A 17,073-nucleotide genomic window follows, 5' to 3' on the forward strand; every position below is an offset into this window, starting at 1 on the left:
ATTGTAAATTGTTAATTAAAAATATGAATTCATAACTCATAACTCATAACTCATAACTCATAACTCATAATTTATAATTATAAAGTCTTCTCACATAAAACACCACCAATACCAAAGAAAGCACAACCATATAATATTCTGAATTAATTGTGCCTGATAAAGGATCTGTATCAATAATTTTTTGCTGGTACAAATAAGAAGATACAACACCTAGGGCATTATTAAAAAAATGGCATATAATAGGAATCCACAAATTTCTGTACCAAACATAAAGATAACCAAAAAAGGCACCTAATAATACTCTAGGGAAAAATCCTAAAAATTGAAAATGTATAAAACTAAAAATAATGGCTGTTGACCAAACAGCTACATGACTATTCAGCGAATACTTTTCAATGATATTTTGTAAAACTCCTCTAAAAAATAATTCTTCACCTAGAGCAGCTAGAAAACCAATTGTCATCAAACCTAAGACGAAATCTACGGGGGTTTCAAAATTCAACAAAGTTTGTGTTACCTTGTCCATCGCCAATTCCTGGGTTTTCATCCAAACCTCTAAAGTGTGATAACCTGCGGGTAAAGCAATATTTTTATTTAAATTTATGATAAACTCCATCAAGGGCATCCCTACAATTAAAGCAACTACCGACCACACATAAATATGCCATGAAACTTGTGTATTCGGTGACAAATCAGAAAGAGTCTGTTTCAAACGATATTTATTATACGCCCAAGCCGACCCAACAAAAGTACCTAAGGAAGTAAACCATTGCATAGCCATAAAGGCTCTAGAACCATGATTAAAAGAATTAGGATCTTGAATAAAATTCATTAAAACTGCCTGTAATTTAGCAGGATCTGAACCTGATTTAATATTTAATTCTAGGATAAAGACAGACGCAAACATGCCAAAAAACTGTCCAATAAATGCCCCTAAAATTAGAAATCCTGCTAAAACGAAAAGTTTAGATATCATTTCTAGCATTCGAAATCCTAAAAAATTGTTATTTTCTCCCATATTGCTCGTAAATTTACGGAATTTTTGAAGAGTATGGTAAAAATTGGTCAGATAGAGCTTGGAGAGTTTCCCTTATTGCTTGCCCCAATGGAGGATGTTTCAGATCCGCCCTTTCGTGCAGTATGCAAATCCAATGGTGCAGACCTCATGTATACCGAATTTATTTCTTCAGAAGGACTCATCAGAGACGCTGCTAAGTCAGTTCAAAAATTAGATATTTTCGACTACGAAAGGCCCATCGGAATACAGCTTTTTGGAAGCAATATTGAAACCATGGCTGAATGTGCCAAAATTTCAACCGCAGCAAATCCTGATTTAATCGACATCAATTACGGATGCCCAGTCAAACAAGTGGCTTGTAAAGGTGCTGGTGCAGCATTGCTTCAGGACATCCCAAAAATGGTAGCTATGACCAAAGCTGTTGTTGATTCAACCCATCTACCCGTTACTGTTAAAACTCGATTGGGTTGGGATGATTCTACAAAAAACATTGAAGATGTTGCCGAGCGCTTACAAGATATTGGCATAAAAGCATTAACCGTTCACGGAAGAACTCGAGTTCAAATGTATAAAGGTGTTGCCGACTGGACGCTCATTGCTAAAATTAAAGATAATCCTAGAATCAACATTCCCATTTTCGGTAATGGAGATATAGATTCTCCCGAAAAAGCATTGGATTACAAAAACAAATTCGGAGTAGATGGTATTATGATTGGCAGAGCTTCAATTGGTTATCCCTGGATTTTTAATGAAATCAAACATTTTCTAAAAACCGGTACCCATTTACCTGCCCCGAATTTAGAAGAACGCATAAAAGTCTGTTTACAACATTTAGAATTTTCCATCAAGTGGAAAGGTAACCACGGTGGAATCGTAGAAATGAGAAGACATTATGCTAATTATTTCAAGGGATTAGACCATTTCAAACCTTTTAGAGCTCGACTAGTTACAGCTCCTACTTTTGAAGAAATCTTAGATATCGTGGAGGAGGTCCGAAATTACTATCAAGAACCAGCCTAGTTTTATCAACAAATTGGTAATTTTTCACGGTTCATTATTTTATCAGACAACTTTTAAAAATCCATTTTAGATTGTGTCTAAAAAAGGATGAACGAAGAATTGTTGTATAAAATTTGGCAAGGAAAAAAAATATTAGAATTACCCCTTACCACCCAATCAGGCGAAAGCATACAAATTTTAAATGCAGGGTCTAGAAATCTCTATTCTGGACCAGATTTCTTGGAAGCAAAAATTAGACTAGATAATACAGAATGGCAAGGTTCTGTTGAAATTCATGTTAAAGCCTCCGACTGGAATTTACACAAACACCAAACTGATCAGGCCTACTTAAATGTAATTTTACATGTAGTATGGGAAAATGACCAAGATATTTTCGACGAAATCGGCTATAAAATCCCTTGTCTTTGTTTAAAAAAATTTATTGCCAACCCTAATGATTTCATTTCCAATTCGAACAGTTCCTTTATATGTCTGCAACTTTTAGCAGATGTACCTTTTAAGTATTTAGAAGTAATGAAAGAAAACTGTTTGCAAAAAAGGTTGGCCGAAAAAACATCTGGGGTCCAAAAACTTTGGGAATCAAATCAAAAAAATTGGGAAGAAACTCTTTACCAAACTTTAGCCAAAGCAATGGGATTTCAACAAAATGCAGAACCCATGTTACGATTGGCACAATCAATTCCTTTGTCATTAATTTACAAATACCGCGATTCAAACCTACGAATACAAGCCTTATTTTTTGGAATGGCGGACCTCATTGAACTTTTTCCAGAAAAACATTTAATTGAAAAACTACAAAACGAATTTAATTTTTTGAAAATTAAACATCAATTATCTGACAATTTTATCAATAAATCTCATTGGAAATATTTCAAATTAAGACCACACAATTATCCAAACATTCGAATATTTGAATTGGGTAAATTATTACAAAACAATGTAAATTTACTATCATTTTTTCTTGATATTCAGGAGCTGAAATCCTTGAAAATATTTTTTGAAGTGCATTCTAAAAACAAATCAAAACCATTTGGAGAACAAGCATTCAAAAGCATTTTACTAAACGCAATCATTCCCATTTTACTACTTTATGGCAAGCACAAAGGAAATATGAGTTATGAGAAAAGAGCTATGGATTGGTTAAACCAATTAAAACCTGAAGAACATTTTATCGACAAAGAATTTACCAAAATCGGATTTCCACCAAAAAATGCTGCAGATTCCCAAGCATTTATTTTTTGGTGGAAAAATTATTGTCAATTAGAAAGATGTTTACAATGTGAGGTAGGAAAGTTTTTGTTTTCAAAAAGCTAAATTATCTTCATGAAAACAGATTTTATCTACTTGAATATTTTAATCAAATAAAAAATTGTAATATGCTAAAAATTAAACCTTCCCATGGATAACAAAATTAACAGAAACGAATTTTTAAAAAATTTAGGCTTTAGAGGTGCCTCTTTAGTGGCCCTGTATTGTACAAGTAAAGGATTAAGTTCTTGTTCAAGCGATAATACAGTTGTGCCAGCTAGTGTAGATTTAACAGTTGATTTAAGCACCACCACTGCACTCGCAAATACAGGAGGATACACCATTGTATCAAATGTTGTTATTGCAAATACGGGAAATGGAAATTACGTAGCAGCGTCGATTACTTGTCCCCACGAAAACAAAAATGCCATCAAATATCAAGGTTCCTCCTTCTATTGCCCAGAACACGGAGCCACATTTTCAACCAATGGCACATGTACCAATGGAATTACTGGAAAAGCCTTGAAAATTTACACTGTAACCAAAAGCGGAAATACATTAAAAATCACTTAGATTTTTTTTAAAAACTTTATAAAACAAAAAAGCCTCAGAATTATCTGAGGCTTTTTAATTTGTTGACCTACCAGGACTCGAACCTAGAACGACTGAACCAAAATCAGATGTGTTACCATTACACCATAGGTCAATCACAAATCGAGTGCAAAAATAAGACCTTTCGGCTAAATTATCAAATACAGAAGCAAAAAAATCGAATTATTTATCGACAATTCTGCTAAACCCTTGAATTTTAGTTTATTTCAGCAGAAGAAACTAAAGCCTCCGCATTTATTTTCTTTACTAATCCTTGTAATACCTTACCCGGACCACATTCGATAAATTCCGAAGCTCCGGCAGCAACCATGGCCTCCACAGATTGTGTCCACAATACTGCACCCGTTAATTGATCAATTAAATTCTTTTTAATTGTTGTTGGATCTTGCGAAGGCTTAGCATTTACATTTTGAAAAATAGGACAAACAGGTGCCATAATTTCAGTTTGTTCTATCGCTGCTGCCAATTCAACACGCGCTGGCTCCATATAGGGCGAGTGAAAAGCTCCACCTACAGGTAATGGCAAAACACGTTTTGCTCCTGCAGCCTTTAATTCCTCCCCTACCTTTTCAATCCCATCTACACTTCCCGAAATAACAACTTGTCCCGGACAATTAAAATTAGCAGCAACAACAGCACCATTCGACTTCGCACAAATCTCTTGAATCGTCGCATCAGGTAGGCCCAATACAGCAGCCATCGTACTTTTTTGAATTTCACATGCTGCTTGCATTGCTAATGCACGCTTTGAAACCAAACGTAAACCATCCTGCCAAGACAAAGCCCCTGCTGCAACCAATGCAGAAAACTCCCCAAGGGAATGTCCCGCAACCATATCAGGCTTAAAATCTTTAGCCAATTTGGCAACTAATACCGAATGTAAATAAATGGCTGGCTGAGTAACTTTTGTTTGTTTTAATTCTTCATCTGTTCCCTCGAACATAATTTTTGACAATGAAAATCCTAAAATTTCATCTGCTTCCTGTACAATAGCTTTTGCTAAATCTGAACTTTCGTACAAATCCTTTGCCATCCCTGAAAATTGTGATCCCTGACCGGGAAAAATATATGCTCTCATTGATAATTATTAATTGTTAATTGTTAATTGTTGGTTGTGGATGGTTGATGTTCCCTGAGCTTGTCGAAGGGGCTCACCTGCTCACTCGCTAACTTGCTCACAAAATAACTATCTTACTTAACAAGCTCCACCCACCCTTTTATTACTTTTCTCTTTTGGTTTTCATCTAAAACATCAAAATCTACCTGACATTCATAAAAGTAGGTAGCAGCAGGCATTAATTTCCCAGATTTATTCTTACCATCCCACACAAAACCATTTATTGACCCAGAATAATCATACACTTCTTGGCCGTACCTATCAATTATTTTACAAGTAAGCTGGCTGACAAATTTTGGACAACGCATAGGTAACCATGTATCGTTTAATCCATCTCCATTGGGGCTAAACAAGTTTGGGAGCTCAAAATTCGCACAATTTTCCAAACATACCAAATTACTCAGCGGACTTTCCTTCTTCCCTATATTCACTGCAGAAACCGCATAACAACCTCTAATCCCATCTGTTTTTATATGTTGGTAAAAGGTATTTTGGGTAGAATCAATTTTAACGAACTTTCCTGAAGGGCTAGCTTTATAATAAATCCTATACAAAGTAACATTTGGATCACAAGTACTTGAACTAACAGGTTTCCAGCTCAAATTATTCGTAAATTTATCATAAACACAGTTGGATACTTTTTCCATCAATGCACAATCTTGATTATCTACTGTCAAAACCGGGGCACATGGTGCCAAATTGGGATCCACGGGATTATCGGGATCTGTATTACCACCATTTGTTCCCCCTCCTGCTGTAAAACAAACCTTTTGAGAGGCATTTACCAATCGAACATTGGTCAATAATTGTTGATAGGTACCAACGGTTTCTACAATATAACAATAAGTAGAATCTTTTTTAAAAGTATAGTCTGTAGCACCATCTTGGGTAAAATAATCCTTGCCATTATCGGTAAAGGTAAAAGTATTTGCACCTGCCACTGAAACTTCAGAGATTTGATTATAAACTCCCGATTTTCTTGGATATTCCCTGTAAATTCGATGCAATTGGTATTCATTATTCCAAGGTGAATCTACAATCCAGGCTAAATTTATTGCCGTACTACTTGTACTTTGTCCATATAAATAAACATTTCCTCCTGGAATGGTATTTTCCATTAAAACGGGCTTACCATTATCTGTGTAATAAAATCCTACTTTGTACGAATAAATTTTATTCTGAGTATTTACTCCAATATCTACAAAACTTGTGTCAGAAATTGCTGGTTTGATTTGTGCAGGTAATAGAGCTGAAACATTTTTAAAAACATTATTTGAATTACCATCTGCTCGTTGAACTTGGTAAAAATAAGGGCCTTTAAAGATAGTAGTATCCAATTTAAATGGTCGTGACCATCTAATCAGCAACTCACCTGTGGTGGCATTGGTTTTGGTTACCGAAACATTTGTAAGAAGCGGAGTTGAAGAAGGTATAAAAATACAAGATGAATTAGACATCGGACTCACATCCTCTACTCCATTTTTGTAGGAAAACACAACAACGGCTACGTACACGTAATTTTTATTGTTTTGAATTGCCTTATCCTCATATTGTGTTTCTGTACTTTTTAAACGTGCCAATTCCGAAAATCCACTTAAATTCATACCAGTTCCACAGCTTGTATTAACTGCTTCTTGGCAATTTCCTTGTTTTTTATAAAGTACAATTTCAGCATTTAACAAATTACAACTGTAGGCATCCCAACTAATTAAAACGGATTTTGCGCTTGTTTTTACGGCGGAAACAAGGTTTTTTAAGGAAGGTGCCAAAACTTTTATTTTCCAAATTTTGCTATCTACTAATTTATCAACCTCATTATTGAATGCAGGTGGATTATCTGTCACCTTAAAAAAGACATCATAAGCCTCTTTTCTGATATGGTAGCAATTAGTTTGCCAGTCAAAATTTCCTTTGGCAGTTCCAACGGTTTGGTTAGCTAAAACAGTAAAGGTTGCATAGGTGGGTTTAACTGCATAAACAGTATCAATTTGATATACATTTCCTGTTGACGACAAGGATAATGCATCTATTCGATTTGTTTTGGAGGGGGAATCTTGGGCAGTAATGGTACCGGTTACCCGTGTACCCGCCACCACACAACGATCGGCAGGAATAGTAATTTTGGGCGCTCGATTATCTGAATCTTTTACCTCAATTTGCATATCGCGTACAGTTTCAGAAATTTTAACACCATTTCTCCACTCTTCCACAATAAATGCACAATTGTATAATCCTACCACATGAGGAGAATCCCAAATTAAATCACCTGTTTTGGAATTTATCGTAAAAGTTGAAAGGGAATCGTTGGGCTGCTTAAACCCTGGAGCCATAATTCCTCTATTTTGACCTGTACAAACGGATTCATCTCCTGTTTTAGATACTGTTAAACGATAAGCCAAGCTATCCCCTTCCGCATCAACTGCGTTGGCATTATGTATAAAAGGTTGACCAACAACTGCAGTAAGATCTACTGCGGGATTCAATAATAAAGGTGTTGAGTTTTGACCTAATCCGGAATTAATTGAAAATGAAGTTTCTACATAAAAAGGAACTTCTACCGACCGCGTAATATTTAATACCCCTTCATTTCGATTGGGAATAGCCACAGAAACCTTATAGGCTAAAGATGCCGCAGGATATGTATAGGTATATTTATAAATATTTTTCATGGTCCCATTTCCAATGGAAACAGGTGTATTACAACATCTAGGCACCTTAACAATACCCGAACCATCACCAAAACAAAAGTTAACTGTGTTTTGCTCCTGGTTAGCTGGATTATTCTCGGTGTAGGTTGTTAAGGTAAATTCAAATGTTAAAGTTTTGTCCGAAACACGCTTAACCGTAATTTCTCCACCTTTTAAGTGAGTGGCAAAATTGGGAATACTAATTAGCGTTCCAATTAAAACAAAAAGTAAAAATGAATATTTTTGAATTTTAGCGGACATGTTTTTGATTCAGATTTTTGAATTTACTATCAAAAAACGAAAAAATTTAAAAAATCTTCAATTTTTGATGAATTAAATTTGATAGACAAGGTTTTGAATTGTAGTTTTGATGTCAAATTTTAAAATTCAAACTCAATAATAAATTTTAACTATGTCTTGGTTAACTAAATCGCTCGGATCCTCCTTAGGGAAAAAGCTATTGATGTCCCTTACCGGATTATTTCTAATTAGCTTTCTATTGGTTCACTGCACGCTGAATGCCCTGGTCTTTTTACAAGATGGAGGTGAAACTTTCAACAAAGCCGCTGAATTTATGGCGACTAACCCTGTCATCCGTACCATGGAAATTGTTTTATTTTTAGGATTAATCGTTCACATGGTGGATGGTTTAAGACTTCATTTTGAAAACAAATCGAAAAGACCTGTTGCATATGCCGTAATCAATGGTAAAAACAGCACTTGGTACTCTCGTTCAATGGGTTTACTTGGCACATTATTATTATTGTTTTTGGTGATGCACCTTTCTCATTTTTGGTTCAATGCACGTATTGCGGGTACTATTCCAGAACAAATGACGATGTTTGAAAAAATGAAAGAGGTGTTTGTAAGCCCAATTCCTGTAATTGTTTATGTAATTGGATGTGGTTCATTAGCTTACCATTTAATGCATGGATTTCAAAGTGCGTTCCAAACCATTGGTTGGAATCATCCCAAATACATGCCAACTATTAAATGCATTGGTAATATTTATGCAATTGTAGTTTCCTTAGTTTTTGCTGCAATGCCAATTGCTTTTCATTTAAACTTGATTAAATAATCCTCAGCCGATACAATTGATATGACAAAAATAGATGCTAAAATCCCGGAAGGCAATCTTGCCGAAAAATGGACCAAATATCGTTCAAGCGTACCTTTAGTAAACCCTGCTAACAAAAGAAATCTAGAAGTAGTAGTGGTTGGCTCTGGATTAGCTGGTGCTTCTGCTGCAGCTTCTTTGGCTGAATTAGGCTATAAAGTAAAGGTATTTTGTTTCCAAGATTCTCCACGTCGTGCGCACTCAATTGCTGCACAAGGGGGTATTAATGCTGCAAAAAATTACCAAAACGATGGGGACTCAACTTATCGTTTGTTTTATGATACAATTAAAGGTGGTGATTACCGTGCTAGAGAAGCAAACGTTCATCGTTTAGCAGAGGTTTCAGGTAACATCATCGACCAATGCGTTGCACAAGGTGTTCCGTTCGCTCGTGAATATGGCGGATTACTTTCAAACCGTTCATTCGGTGGTACGCAAGTTCAACGTACATTTTATGCTGCGGGACAAACTGGTCAACAGTTACTTTTAGGTGCTTATTCTGGCTTACAACGCCAAGTAGGCATGGGTACGGTTGAAATGTATACTCGCCATGAGATGTTGGATGTTGTTATTATCGACGGAAAAGCTCGTGGTATTATTGCACGCGATTTGGTTACAGGTAAATTAGAAAGACATTTCGGACACGCTGTATTATTATGTACAGGTGGTTACGGAAACGTATTCTATTTATCAACCAATGCGATGGGCTCAAACGTAACAGCAGCTTGGAAGGCACATAAAAAAGGTGCATTCTTCGCAAATCCTTGTTACACACAAATTCACCCAACTTGTATTCCAGTTTCAGGAGATCATCAATCGAAATTGACTTTGATGTCTGAATCTTTGAGAAATGATGGACGTATTTGGGTTCCAAAAAAACAAAATGACCCACGTAAGGCAAATGATATTCCTGAAGACGAAAGAGATTATTACTTAGAAAGAAGATATCCTGCTTTTGGTAACTTAGTTCCTCGTGATATCGCTTCTCGCGCTGCAAAAGAAAGATGTGATGCTGGATACGGTGTGGGAACATCAAAAATGGCTGTTTACTTAGATTACGCTGCTGCTATTGTTCGTTACGGTAAAGCAGAAGCTAATAAGAGAAATATCCATAATCCTTCAGACGAAGAAATTAATGTAATGGGTAAGGAAGTTGTAGCTGAAAAGTACGGCAACTTATTCGATATGTATAAGCAAATCACTGGTGAAGATCCTTACGAAGTGCCAATGCGTATTTATCCTGCAGTTCACTATACAATGGGTGGACTTTGGGTAGATTACAATTTGATGACTACCGTTCCAGGACTTTACGCTTTAGGTGAGGCTAACTTCTCTGATCACGGTGCAAACCGTTTAGGAGCATCTGCCCTAATGCAAGGTTTGGCAGATGGTTATTTTGTAATTCCTTACACAATTGGTAATTACTTAGCATCTGAAATCAGAACTCCAGCCATTTCAACTGATTCTGAGGCATTCGTTGCTGCAGAAAAAGCAGTTAGCGACCAATTGAACCAATTGATGAACATCAAAGGTTCTAAACCCGTTGATTATTTCCACAAAAAATTAGGAAAAATCATGTGGGACAAATGTGGTATGGCAAGAAATGAAGCTGGTTTGAAAGAAGCTATCCAAGAAATTCAAGCGCTTCGTAAAGAATTCTGGCAAGACGTTCGAATCCCTGGTGAATTAGACAACTTAAATCCTGAATTAGAAAAAGCTGCTCGTGTGGCTGATTTCTTAGAATTAGGAGAATTGATGTGTAAGGATGCTTTAAACAGAAACGAAAGCTGTGGAGGTCACTTCCGTGAAGAATTCCAAACTGAAGAAGGAGAGGCACTTCGTGACGATGAAAATTATGCTTATGTGGCTGCTTGGGAATTCAAAGGCGAATCAGAATTCGAATTACACAAAGAAGAATTGAAATACGAAAACATTAAAATTGCTCAAAGATCTTATAAATAATACAACCATGGAAGGAAATTTGAACCTTACTCTTAAAATTTGGAGACAAAAAAATGCCAATGAGGCCGGTAAATTCGAAACCTACCAGGTAAGTGGTATTTCTGAAGATATGTCGTTTTTGGAAATGATAGACGTGTTAAACAACCGTTTAATCGAGGAAGGCGACGATCCAGTTGCGTTTGATCACGATTGCCGTGAAGGTATTTGCGGAATGTGCTCAATGTACATCAATGGTTCACCACACGGACCTAACAAAGGTGTAACTACTTGTCAATTACACATGCGTAGCTTCTCAAATGGAGAAACAATTACCATTGAACCTTGGAGAGCTGGTGCTTTCCCAGTGATCAAAGACTTGGTAGTTAATCGTTCTTCATTTGATAGAATCATTGCTGCAGGTGGCTTCGTTTCAGTTAATACAGGAAATGCACAAGATGCAAACAACATTCCAATTCCAAAAGAAGATGCAGACGAGGCTTTTGCTGCTGCCGCTTGTATTGGTTGTGGAGCTTGTGTGGCAGCATGTAAAAATGCTTCTGCAATGTTGTTTACATCTGCAAAAGTTTCTCAATTAGCCTTGTTACCTCAAGGTCAAGTTGAAAGAGCTAAACGTGCGCAGGCTATGGTTGCACAAATGGATGAAGAAGGATTTGGTGCATGTACCAACACAGGTGCTTGTGAAGCGGAATGTCCAAAAGGAATTTCAATTGAGAACATCGCTCGCATGAACCGTGAGTATTTCTCAGCTGTTTTTGCTGCAAAATAATTTTAAATTTAATGAGCCCTCCCCCAAAGGAGGGCTTTATTGTGTCCAATGTTTTTAGAACCTCAATTATTTACTCCCCTTCAAACTCCTTCCTCAAGCGGCTGGATAGAAGTTATTTGTGGTTCGATGTTTTCGGGTAAAACGGAAGAACTAATTCGTCGATTAAAAAGAGCTAAAATTGCTCAATTACGAGTAGAAATCTTCAAACCTATTGCCGACACCAGATATCACGATGAAGATATCGTTTCCCATAATCATAATAGCATTCGCTCAACTCCTGTAAATAGTGCCGCAGAAATACTATTATTAGCGGGTGATTGTGATGTAGTTGGTTTAGATGAAGCACAATTTTTTGATGATAGCATTGTAGAAGTTTGCAATAATTTGGCCAACCAAGGTAAAAGAGTTATTGTGGCGGGATTAGATATGGATTTCAAGGGGGTACCGTTTGGCCCCATGCCCAATTTAATGGCTATTGCAGAACATATCACCAAAGTGCATGCTGTTTGCATAAGCTGCGGTGGCGTTGCACACTACTCGTTCCGAAAAGTTGCTAATCAATCTACTGTACTTTTAGGTGAAAGTGATTCTTACGAAGCTCGATGTAGAGCCTGTTTTCAGAAAGAGCAAAAAAATGCCTAAAGATCTTCTACATAAAAAAGTATTTCAAAAAATTAAGGCAAAAAAGCCCAAAGATTTGGATGCCCAATTTCACAAGGTTCATGAGGAAGTATTTGAAGACTTCGACTGTCTAACTTGTGCTAATTGTTGCAAGACTACGAGTCCCATTTGGAACGAAACCGACATTCAACGAGTAGCCAAATCATTTCGTATGAAAGTATCGGATTTCTTAGACCAATATTTACAAAAAGATTCCGATGGAGATTGGGTTTTCAAACAAGCTCCTTGCCCCTTTTTAGGAGGTGATAATACCTGTCAAATTTATGAAGACCGACCTAGGGCTTGTAGGGAATATCCACATACAGACCGCAAAAATATGTTGGGAATTTTGAATCTTACAGCCAAAAACGTTGCAGTTTGTCCGGCAGTTGAACAAATGATGGAAAAATTAGAGCGGGTTTACCTTTAAAAATTTGAAATCAAGTCAAAATTGACGAAATTTGCAGCTAATAATACCAATTACATGTCACAATCAGAAGAATATTTAGGAATTGACGTTGGAGGAACGGGAGTTAAAATGGGGGTTGTTCACCCGGATACAGGGCAAATCAACCATTTCCAAAGTTACGACACCGCAACTTGGCGGGAGTCGCACCATTTTTTAGATCGTTTTGCAGATGCAATTGCTTTGTTTTTATATCAGCACAAAAATATTCACAAAGTTGGAATTGGGTTACCGGGTACATTAACCAAAAACCGGAGAACTTTAATTGAAATCACTGCAATTCCTGAAATTGATGGGGCAAATATCATTGATATGCTGGAAAACAGATTCCCTGATCACCAATTTTTCATGGAAAATGATGCAAATGCAGCAGCTTTAGGAGAATTTTATTTTTCTCCTGAAAAATCATCAATGCCTGAAGATTTTATTTTCATCACCTTAGGTACGGGTGTTGGAGGTGCAGCAGTTATTGACAGAAAAATCTTCTTAGGTGGCGATGGAAACGCTATGGAGCCAGGACATGTACCTTCTAGAAACAAAAAAGTTTTAGAAAGAAACATTGGCAAAAAAGAATTACTGCAATTAGCAACGCAAATGCGTGCAGAATATACAGGTAAAACAACTCTAGCATCCGACGGAACCATATCCACGACTGCCCTTGTTGTGGCAGCTGAGGAAGGAGACGAGTTAGCATTGGCAATTTGGAATGAAGTTGGTACGATGTTAGGTGAAATGTTAGTGAGTTTGATCCGAGTTTTGGATATCAAAAACATTTTTATCGGAGGCGGATTGTCAGCTTCTTATGATTTTATTTTACCTAGTATTGAAGCTCAATTAAACTATTGGTTGACTCCAGCTTATTTAGAAAAACTATCAATTAAGAAAGCTTTACTAGGAAATGATGCAGGTCTTTTAGGAGCTGCTTCTCTTTGTTTTTAATGTTTAACCGGGCATAAAACGAAAAAAAATAAAAATTATTTCACTGATTTTCAGATTTTTCAATAAAATTTATTTTTAAAGTACAATTTGATTGAAAATTTGTTTGATAATTTAGGTTTTATTTTTAATCTTTGCATCGTTTTTGAAACCCAAAATCTTTTATAAAATGTCAGATATTGCAGAAAAAGTAAAGAGCATCATCGTAGAAAAATTAGGTGTTGAAGCATCAGAAGTTACAACTGAGGCGTCTTTTACAAATGATTTAGGAGCAGATTCTTTGGATACTGTTGAATTAATCATGGAATTTGAAAAAGAATTCAATGTTTCTATTCCAGATGATCAAGCTGAAAACATTCAGACTGTTGGTCAAGCTATTTCTTATTTGGAAGAAAACGCTAAGTAATCGAAACTAAATAAAAAATCATGTCAATTGGTATAGAATACCGTTGAAGACTTATCTTCGCAATATTCTTTACAAATTGACATTTTTTTTGAAAAATATATTATCATGGAGCTAAAACGAGTAGTAGTTACTGGATTAGGAGCATTGACTCCCATCGGAAATACAGTTAAAGAATATTGGGAAGGCCTTGCAGCCGGTAAAAACGGTTGTGGACCCATCACAAAATTTGACGCAGAAAAATTCAGAACTCGTTTTGCCTGTGAATTAAAAGACTTCAAAGTAGATGATTTCATCAATACCAAAGAAGCCCGCAAAATGGACCCATTCACTCAGTATGCAGTTGTAGCTTCAGATGAAGCAATTGCTGATGCTGGTTTTGATATGGAAACCTTAGATAAAAATAAGGTTGGTGTGATTTGGGGTTCTGGAATTGGTGGATTAAAAACCTTTGAAGACGAAATGATATATTTCGGGAAAGGGGATGGAACACCAAAAATCAATCCATTCTTTATTCCAAAAATGATTGCAGACTCAAGTTCAGGACAAATTTCCATCAGAAATGGATTCCGTGGTCCAAACTACGTAACCGTTTCGGCTTGTTCTTCAGCAAACAATGCAATTATTGATGCATTCAATTACATTCGTACGGGTCGTGTGAAAGTTTGTGTTACCGGTGGCTCAGAAGCCCCAGTAACCATTGCTTCTGTTGGTGGTTTTACTGCCATGCATGCCATGTCTACTCGTAATGATGACCCATCTACAGCTTCTCGCCCATACGATCAAGATCGCGACGGTTTTGTTGTTGGAGAAGGTGCAGGTGCATTAATATTAGAAGAATACGAGCACGCAAAGGCCCGTGGTGCTAAAATCTATGCAGAATTGATTGGTGGAGGTTTCTCTTCAGATGCCCATCACATCACCGCTCCTCACCCAGATGGTTACGGTGCTTTACTTTCAATGCTAGATGCTTTGGATGATGCACAAATTAAGCCAGAAGACGTTGATTATATCAATACACATGGAACTTCAACCCCAATTGGAGATCCTCAAGAATTAAAAGCCATCGTTGATTGTTTCGGTGACCATGCTTTTAATGTTAGTATTTCTTCAACCAAATCTATGACTGGACACCTATTAGGTGGCGCGGGTGCTGTAGAAGCAGTCGCTTCTGTTTTAGCTATCCAACACCAATTTGTACCTCCAACCATCAACCTTTTCAATTTAGATTCAGAAATTGATGCAAGATTTGACCTGACACCAAACATTGGAAAGTCAAGAAAAATCGATATCGCATTGAGTAATGGATTTGGATTTGGTGGACACAATGCAACTGTAATTTTTAGAAAAATCTAGAATTAATGCCGCTCAAATCTATCTTACAAGGATTAAATTTAGCCCCTTTAGACGAGCGAGAGAAGTTTTTGAAGAAATCTGTCAAGCATTTGTTGGGAACCAAACCTTCAAATTTACAATTGTACAGATTAGCATTTTTGCATTCTTCAGCTTCTAAAGATAGCATTGCAAAATCCTACAAAGAATCTAATGAACGACTAGAATTTCTAGGCGACTCAGTTCTTGGTATGATTACCGCTTCCTACCTATTCAAAAAATTTCCGTTTAAAGACGAAGGGTTTTTAACTGAAATTCGCTCAAGAATGGTCAGCAGAGACTCTTTGAATATTCTTGGCAGAAAAATAGGTTTGGATAAAATCATTGAACACGAAAACCAAAATCGTGCCTCTCTTTCTCGATCAAGTATGTATGGAGATGCCATGGAGGCATTTATTGGCGCAGTATATTTGGACAAAGGATTTGCCTTTACCCAAAAATTCATCATTAAAAAAATCCTTACGCAACATTTCGACCTCGAAACCGTTGTTCAAAACAACCCGAATTTCAAATCAATTTTGATTGAATGGGGGCAGAAAGAAGGCAAAAAAATAACCTTTGAAATAAGTGAAGAAGGACATCACCACAACAAGGAATTTACTGCTGTTATTCTAGTAGACGGAGAAAAATTAATCGAAGGAAAAGCTTATTCAAAAAAGAAAGCTGAACAAACCGCCTCGATGAAAGCTTGCGAAATCTTAGCCATCAAATAAAATGACCTCACCGAATATATACTCCGACTTTTGGGCAGATGATTCAAACAAAATCACTTTCCAAGAAGTTTTGACATGGGATATCCCCACTGAAACTTTAGAAATAATTCAACAAGAGCTTTATAAGCAATTGGTCACTGATAAAATTGCCGACCTTTTTCCAAATTTAGATTGGAGCAATGCACGTACCTTTGAAAAATGGGAACAATTTGCAGAATCTATTTTGTTGCACATCGCTTTTCCAGAAAATGTTTGGGTAAAATGGTTAAATCAGCTTCAACCCTTGGGATTGAAGAGTGAGCAAAGTGAGCAAAGTGAGCAGAGTGAGCAGAGTGAGCAGAGTGAGCAAAGTGAGCAGAGTGAGCAAAGTGAGCAGAGTGGATTTAGTTTTTTGGAAAATCCATTCCCGGCCTATGAAGAGCCAGAATTAACTCCAGAAAACTTTCTTGAAGCCGAAGTATACATGATTCAACCTGATGAATTGGAAGAAATAGAAGAAGAGGAGGAAGACATAGTTTTTGAAGAAGAAGAAATTATTGAAGAAGAAAATATTGAAGAAGAAATTAATCTGTCAGGTGATACATTAGTAGAAGATTTAGATTTAAATACTGAGCCAGAAAACAAAAAAGTATTTGAGTCTATTGCACAAGATTCCAATCCATTATTTAAAATGGTAGAAAACAAAATGGTAGATAATTTGGCTACCAATATTAGCTTGTACCAATCCATTCAATTTACTAAAGACCTTTTCGATAGCAATCCACAAAAATTTCAAGAGTTTATTCAATTTGTGGATGAACAAACAAATGCTATTTCGTGGAAAAATGACCTATTAAATGCCTTTCCTGAATTATTTGAGGGAAAAGACCCCGAAACACTAGAAGCCTTATTACTTCTGGTTGAAAAGAAATTCAGTTAATTGATTTTCATTATCAATTAACTGAAACAGTTACCAA

16 protein-coding genes and 1 tRNA gene are annotated in these 17,073 nt (G+C 36.5%); 13 read left to right on the forward strand and 4 right to left on the reverse strand.

Annotation, left to right across the window (positions count from 1 at the left end; genetic code table 11):
• Positions 1-64 precede the first annotated feature (64 nt).
• The gene (locus EOJ36_RS07210) at positions 65-976 is read right to left on the reverse strand and encodes a CPBP family intramembrane glutamic endopeptidase (protein ID WP_164847865.1); all 912 of its coding nucleotides are present in this window, start codon (positions 974-976) and stop codon (positions 65-67) included.
• Between the two features lie 75 nt (positions 977-1,051).
• Between EOJ36_RS07210 and dusB the strand changes: the two genes are divergently transcribed.
• From dusB to EOJ36_RS07225, 3 genes are all read left to right on the forward strand, one after another.
• Positions 1,052-2,038 (forward strand): tRNA dihydrouridine synthase DusB, encoded by a 987-nt coding sequence (dusB, locus tag EOJ36_RS07215; protein ID WP_127803844.1) that lies wholly within the window; start codon positions 1,052-1,054, stop codon positions 2,036-2,038.
• Positions 2,039-2,125: 87 nt separating this feature from the next.
• Positions 2,126-3,352, forward strand: a complete 1,227-nt coding sequence (locus EOJ36_RS07220) for a DUF2851 family protein (RefSeq protein ID WP_127803846.1) — start codon at positions 2,126-2,128, stop codon at positions 3,350-3,352.
• Positions 3,353-3,436: 84 nt separating this feature from the next.
• Entirely contained in the window at positions 3,437-3,859 is a 423-nt protein-coding gene (locus EOJ36_RS07225) for a QcrA and Rieske domain-containing protein (protein WP_127803848.1), read from the forward strand.
• Positions 3,860-3,921: 62 nt separating this feature from the next.
• Here the strand turns inward: EOJ36_RS07225 and EOJ36_RS07230 are convergent.
• From EOJ36_RS07230 to EOJ36_RS07240, 3 genes are all read right to left on the reverse strand, one after another.
• Positions 3,922-3,992: transfer RNA gene (locus EOJ36_RS07230), tRNA-Gln, on the reverse strand.
• 102 nt (positions 3,993-4,094) lie between these two features.
• Positions 4,095-4,976, reverse strand: coding sequence for an ACP S-malonyltransferase (gene fabD, locus EOJ36_RS07235; protein ID WP_127803850.1), 882 nt, complete (start codon positions 4,974-4,976; stop codon positions 4,095-4,097).
• Positions 4,977-5,089: 113 nt separating this feature from the next.
• Positions 5,090-7,963 (reverse strand): T9SS type B sorting domain-containing protein, encoded by a 2,874-nt coding sequence (locus EOJ36_RS07240; protein ID WP_127803852.1) that lies wholly within the window; start codon positions 7,961-7,963, stop codon positions 5,090-5,092.
• Between the two features lie 151 nt (positions 7,964-8,114).
• On the opposite strand from EOJ36_RS07240, the gene EOJ36_RS07245 reads away from it, so the two are divergent.
• The 10 genes from EOJ36_RS07245 to EOJ36_RS07290 all read left to right on the forward strand — a co-directional run bounded on the left by EOJ36_RS07245 (position 8,115) and on the right by EOJ36_RS07290 (position 17,036).
• Positions 8,115-8,780, forward strand: coding sequence for a succinate dehydrogenase cytochrome b subunit (locus EOJ36_RS07245; RefSeq protein WP_127803854.1), 666 nt, complete (start codon positions 8,115-8,117; stop codon positions 8,778-8,780).
• A 21-nt stretch (positions 8,781-8,801) separates the two neighbouring features.
• Positions 8,802-10,781 (forward strand): fumarate reductase/succinate dehydrogenase flavoprotein subunit, encoded by a 1,980-nt coding sequence (locus EOJ36_RS07250; RefSeq protein ID WP_127803856.1) that lies wholly within the window; start codon positions 8,802-8,804, stop codon positions 10,779-10,781.
• Between the two features lie 19 nt (positions 10,782-10,800).
• Positions 10,801-11,547, forward strand: coding sequence for a succinate dehydrogenase/fumarate reductase iron-sulfur subunit (locus EOJ36_RS07255; protein WP_127804421.1), 747 nt, complete (start codon positions 10,801-10,803; stop codon positions 11,545-11,547).
• A gap of 48 nt (positions 11,548-11,595) precedes the next feature.
• On the forward strand, positions 11,596-12,189 hold the full coding sequence (locus EOJ36_RS07260) for a thymidine kinase (RefSeq protein ID WP_127803858.1): 594 nt from the start codon (positions 11,596-11,598) through the stop codon (positions 12,187-12,189).
• Complete coding sequence (locus tag EOJ36_RS07265; RefSeq protein WP_127803860.1) at positions 12,182-12,637, forward strand: YkgJ family cysteine cluster protein; 456 nt, start codon at positions 12,182-12,184, stop codon at positions 12,635-12,637. The genes EOJ36_RS07260 and EOJ36_RS07265 overlap by 8 nt, the downstream gene beginning before the upstream one ends.
• A gap of 54 nt (positions 12,638-12,691) precedes the next feature.
• Positions 12,692-13,612 (forward strand): ROK family protein, encoded by a 921-nt coding sequence (locus EOJ36_RS07270; protein ID WP_127804423.1) that lies wholly within the window; start codon positions 12,692-12,694, stop codon positions 13,610-13,612.
• Between the two features lie 166 nt (positions 13,613-13,778).
• On the forward strand, positions 13,779-14,015 hold the full coding sequence (locus EOJ36_RS07275) for an acyl carrier protein (RefSeq protein WP_127803862.1): 237 nt from the start codon (positions 13,779-13,781) through the stop codon (positions 14,013-14,015).
• A 105-nt stretch (positions 14,016-14,120) separates the two neighbouring features.
• The gene (gene fabF, locus EOJ36_RS07280; RefSeq protein ID WP_127803864.1) at positions 14,121-15,368 is read left to right on the forward strand and encodes a beta-ketoacyl-ACP synthase II; all 1,248 of its coding nucleotides are present in this window, start codon (positions 14,121-14,123) and stop codon (positions 15,366-15,368) included.
• Between the two features lie 5 nt (positions 15,369-15,373).
• Complete coding sequence (rnc, locus tag EOJ36_RS07285; RefSeq protein WP_127803866.1) at positions 15,374-16,117, forward strand: ribonuclease III; 744 nt, start codon at positions 15,374-15,376, stop codon at positions 16,115-16,117.
• Position 16,118: 1 nt separating this feature from the next.
• Entirely contained in the window at positions 16,119-17,036 is a 918-nt protein-coding gene (locus tag EOJ36_RS07290; RefSeq protein ID WP_127803868.1) for a hypothetical protein, read from the forward strand.
• Positions 17,037-17,073: the final 37 nt, after the last annotated feature.

The sequence above is a fragment of the Sandaracinomonas limnophila genome, from assembly GCF_004005965.1.
GTDB lineage: Bacteria > Bacteroidota > Bacteroidia > Cytophagales > Spirosomataceae > Sandaracinomonas > Sandaracinomonas limnophila.

Excerpts from the sequence above, each read along its gene's own strand:
- fabD (WP_127803850.1), bottom strand. The coding sequence starts at position 4,976 with ATGAGAGCATATATTTTTCCCGGTCAGGGATCACAATTTTCAGGGATG.
- EOJ36_RS07275 (WP_127803862.1), top strand. The coding sequence starts at position 13,779 with ATGTCAGATATTGCAGAAAAAGTAAAGAGCATCATCGTAGAAAAATTA.
- EOJ36_RS07270 (WP_127804423.1), top strand. The coding sequence starts at position 12,692 with ATGTCACAATCAGAAGAATATTTAGGAATTGACGTTGGAGGAACGGGA.
- EOJ36_RS07265 (WP_127803860.1), top strand. The coding sequence starts at position 12,182 with ATGCCTAAAGATCTTCTACATAAAAAAGTATTTCAAAAAATTAAGGCA.
- EOJ36_RS07225 (WP_127803848.1), top strand. The coding sequence starts at position 3,437 with ATGGATAACAAAATTAACAGAAACGAATTTTTAAAAAATTTAGGCTTT.
- EOJ36_RS07220 (WP_127803846.1), top strand. The coding sequence starts at position 2,126 with ATGAACGAAGAATTGTTGTATAAAATTTGGCAAGGAAAAAAAATATTA.
- dusB (WP_127803844.1), top strand. The coding sequence starts at position 1,052 with ATGGTAAAAATTGGTCAGATAGAGCTTGGAGAGTTTCCCTTATTGCTT.
- EOJ36_RS07210 (WP_164847865.1), bottom strand. The coding sequence starts at position 976 with ATGATATCTAAACTTTTCGTTTTAGCAGGATTTCTAATTTTAGGGGCA.
- EOJ36_RS07240 (WP_127803852.1), bottom strand. The coding sequence starts at position 7,963 with ATGTCCGCTAAAATTCAAAAATATTCATTTTTACTTTTTGTTTTAATT.
- EOJ36_RS07250 (WP_127803856.1), top strand. The coding sequence starts at position 8,802 with ATGACAAAAATAGATGCTAAAATCCCGGAAGGCAATCTTGCCGAAAAA.
- EOJ36_RS07260 (WP_127803858.1), top strand. The coding sequence starts at position 11,596 with ATGTTTTTAGAACCTCAATTATTTACTCCCCTTCAAACTCCTTCCTCA.
- fabF (WP_127803864.1), top strand. The coding sequence starts at position 14,121 with ATGGAGCTAAAACGAGTAGTAGTTACTGGATTAGGAGCATTGACTCCC.
- rnc (WP_127803866.1), top strand. The coding sequence starts at position 15,374 with ATGCCGCTCAAATCTATCTTACAAGGATTAAATTTAGCCCCTTTAGAC.
- EOJ36_RS07290 (WP_127803868.1), top strand. The coding sequence starts at position 16,119 with ATGACCTCACCGAATATATACTCCGACTTTTGGGCAGATGATTCAAAC.
- EOJ36_RS07245 (WP_127803854.1), top strand. The coding sequence starts at position 8,115 with ATGTCTTGGTTAACTAAATCGCTCGGATCCTCCTTAGGGAAAAAGCTA.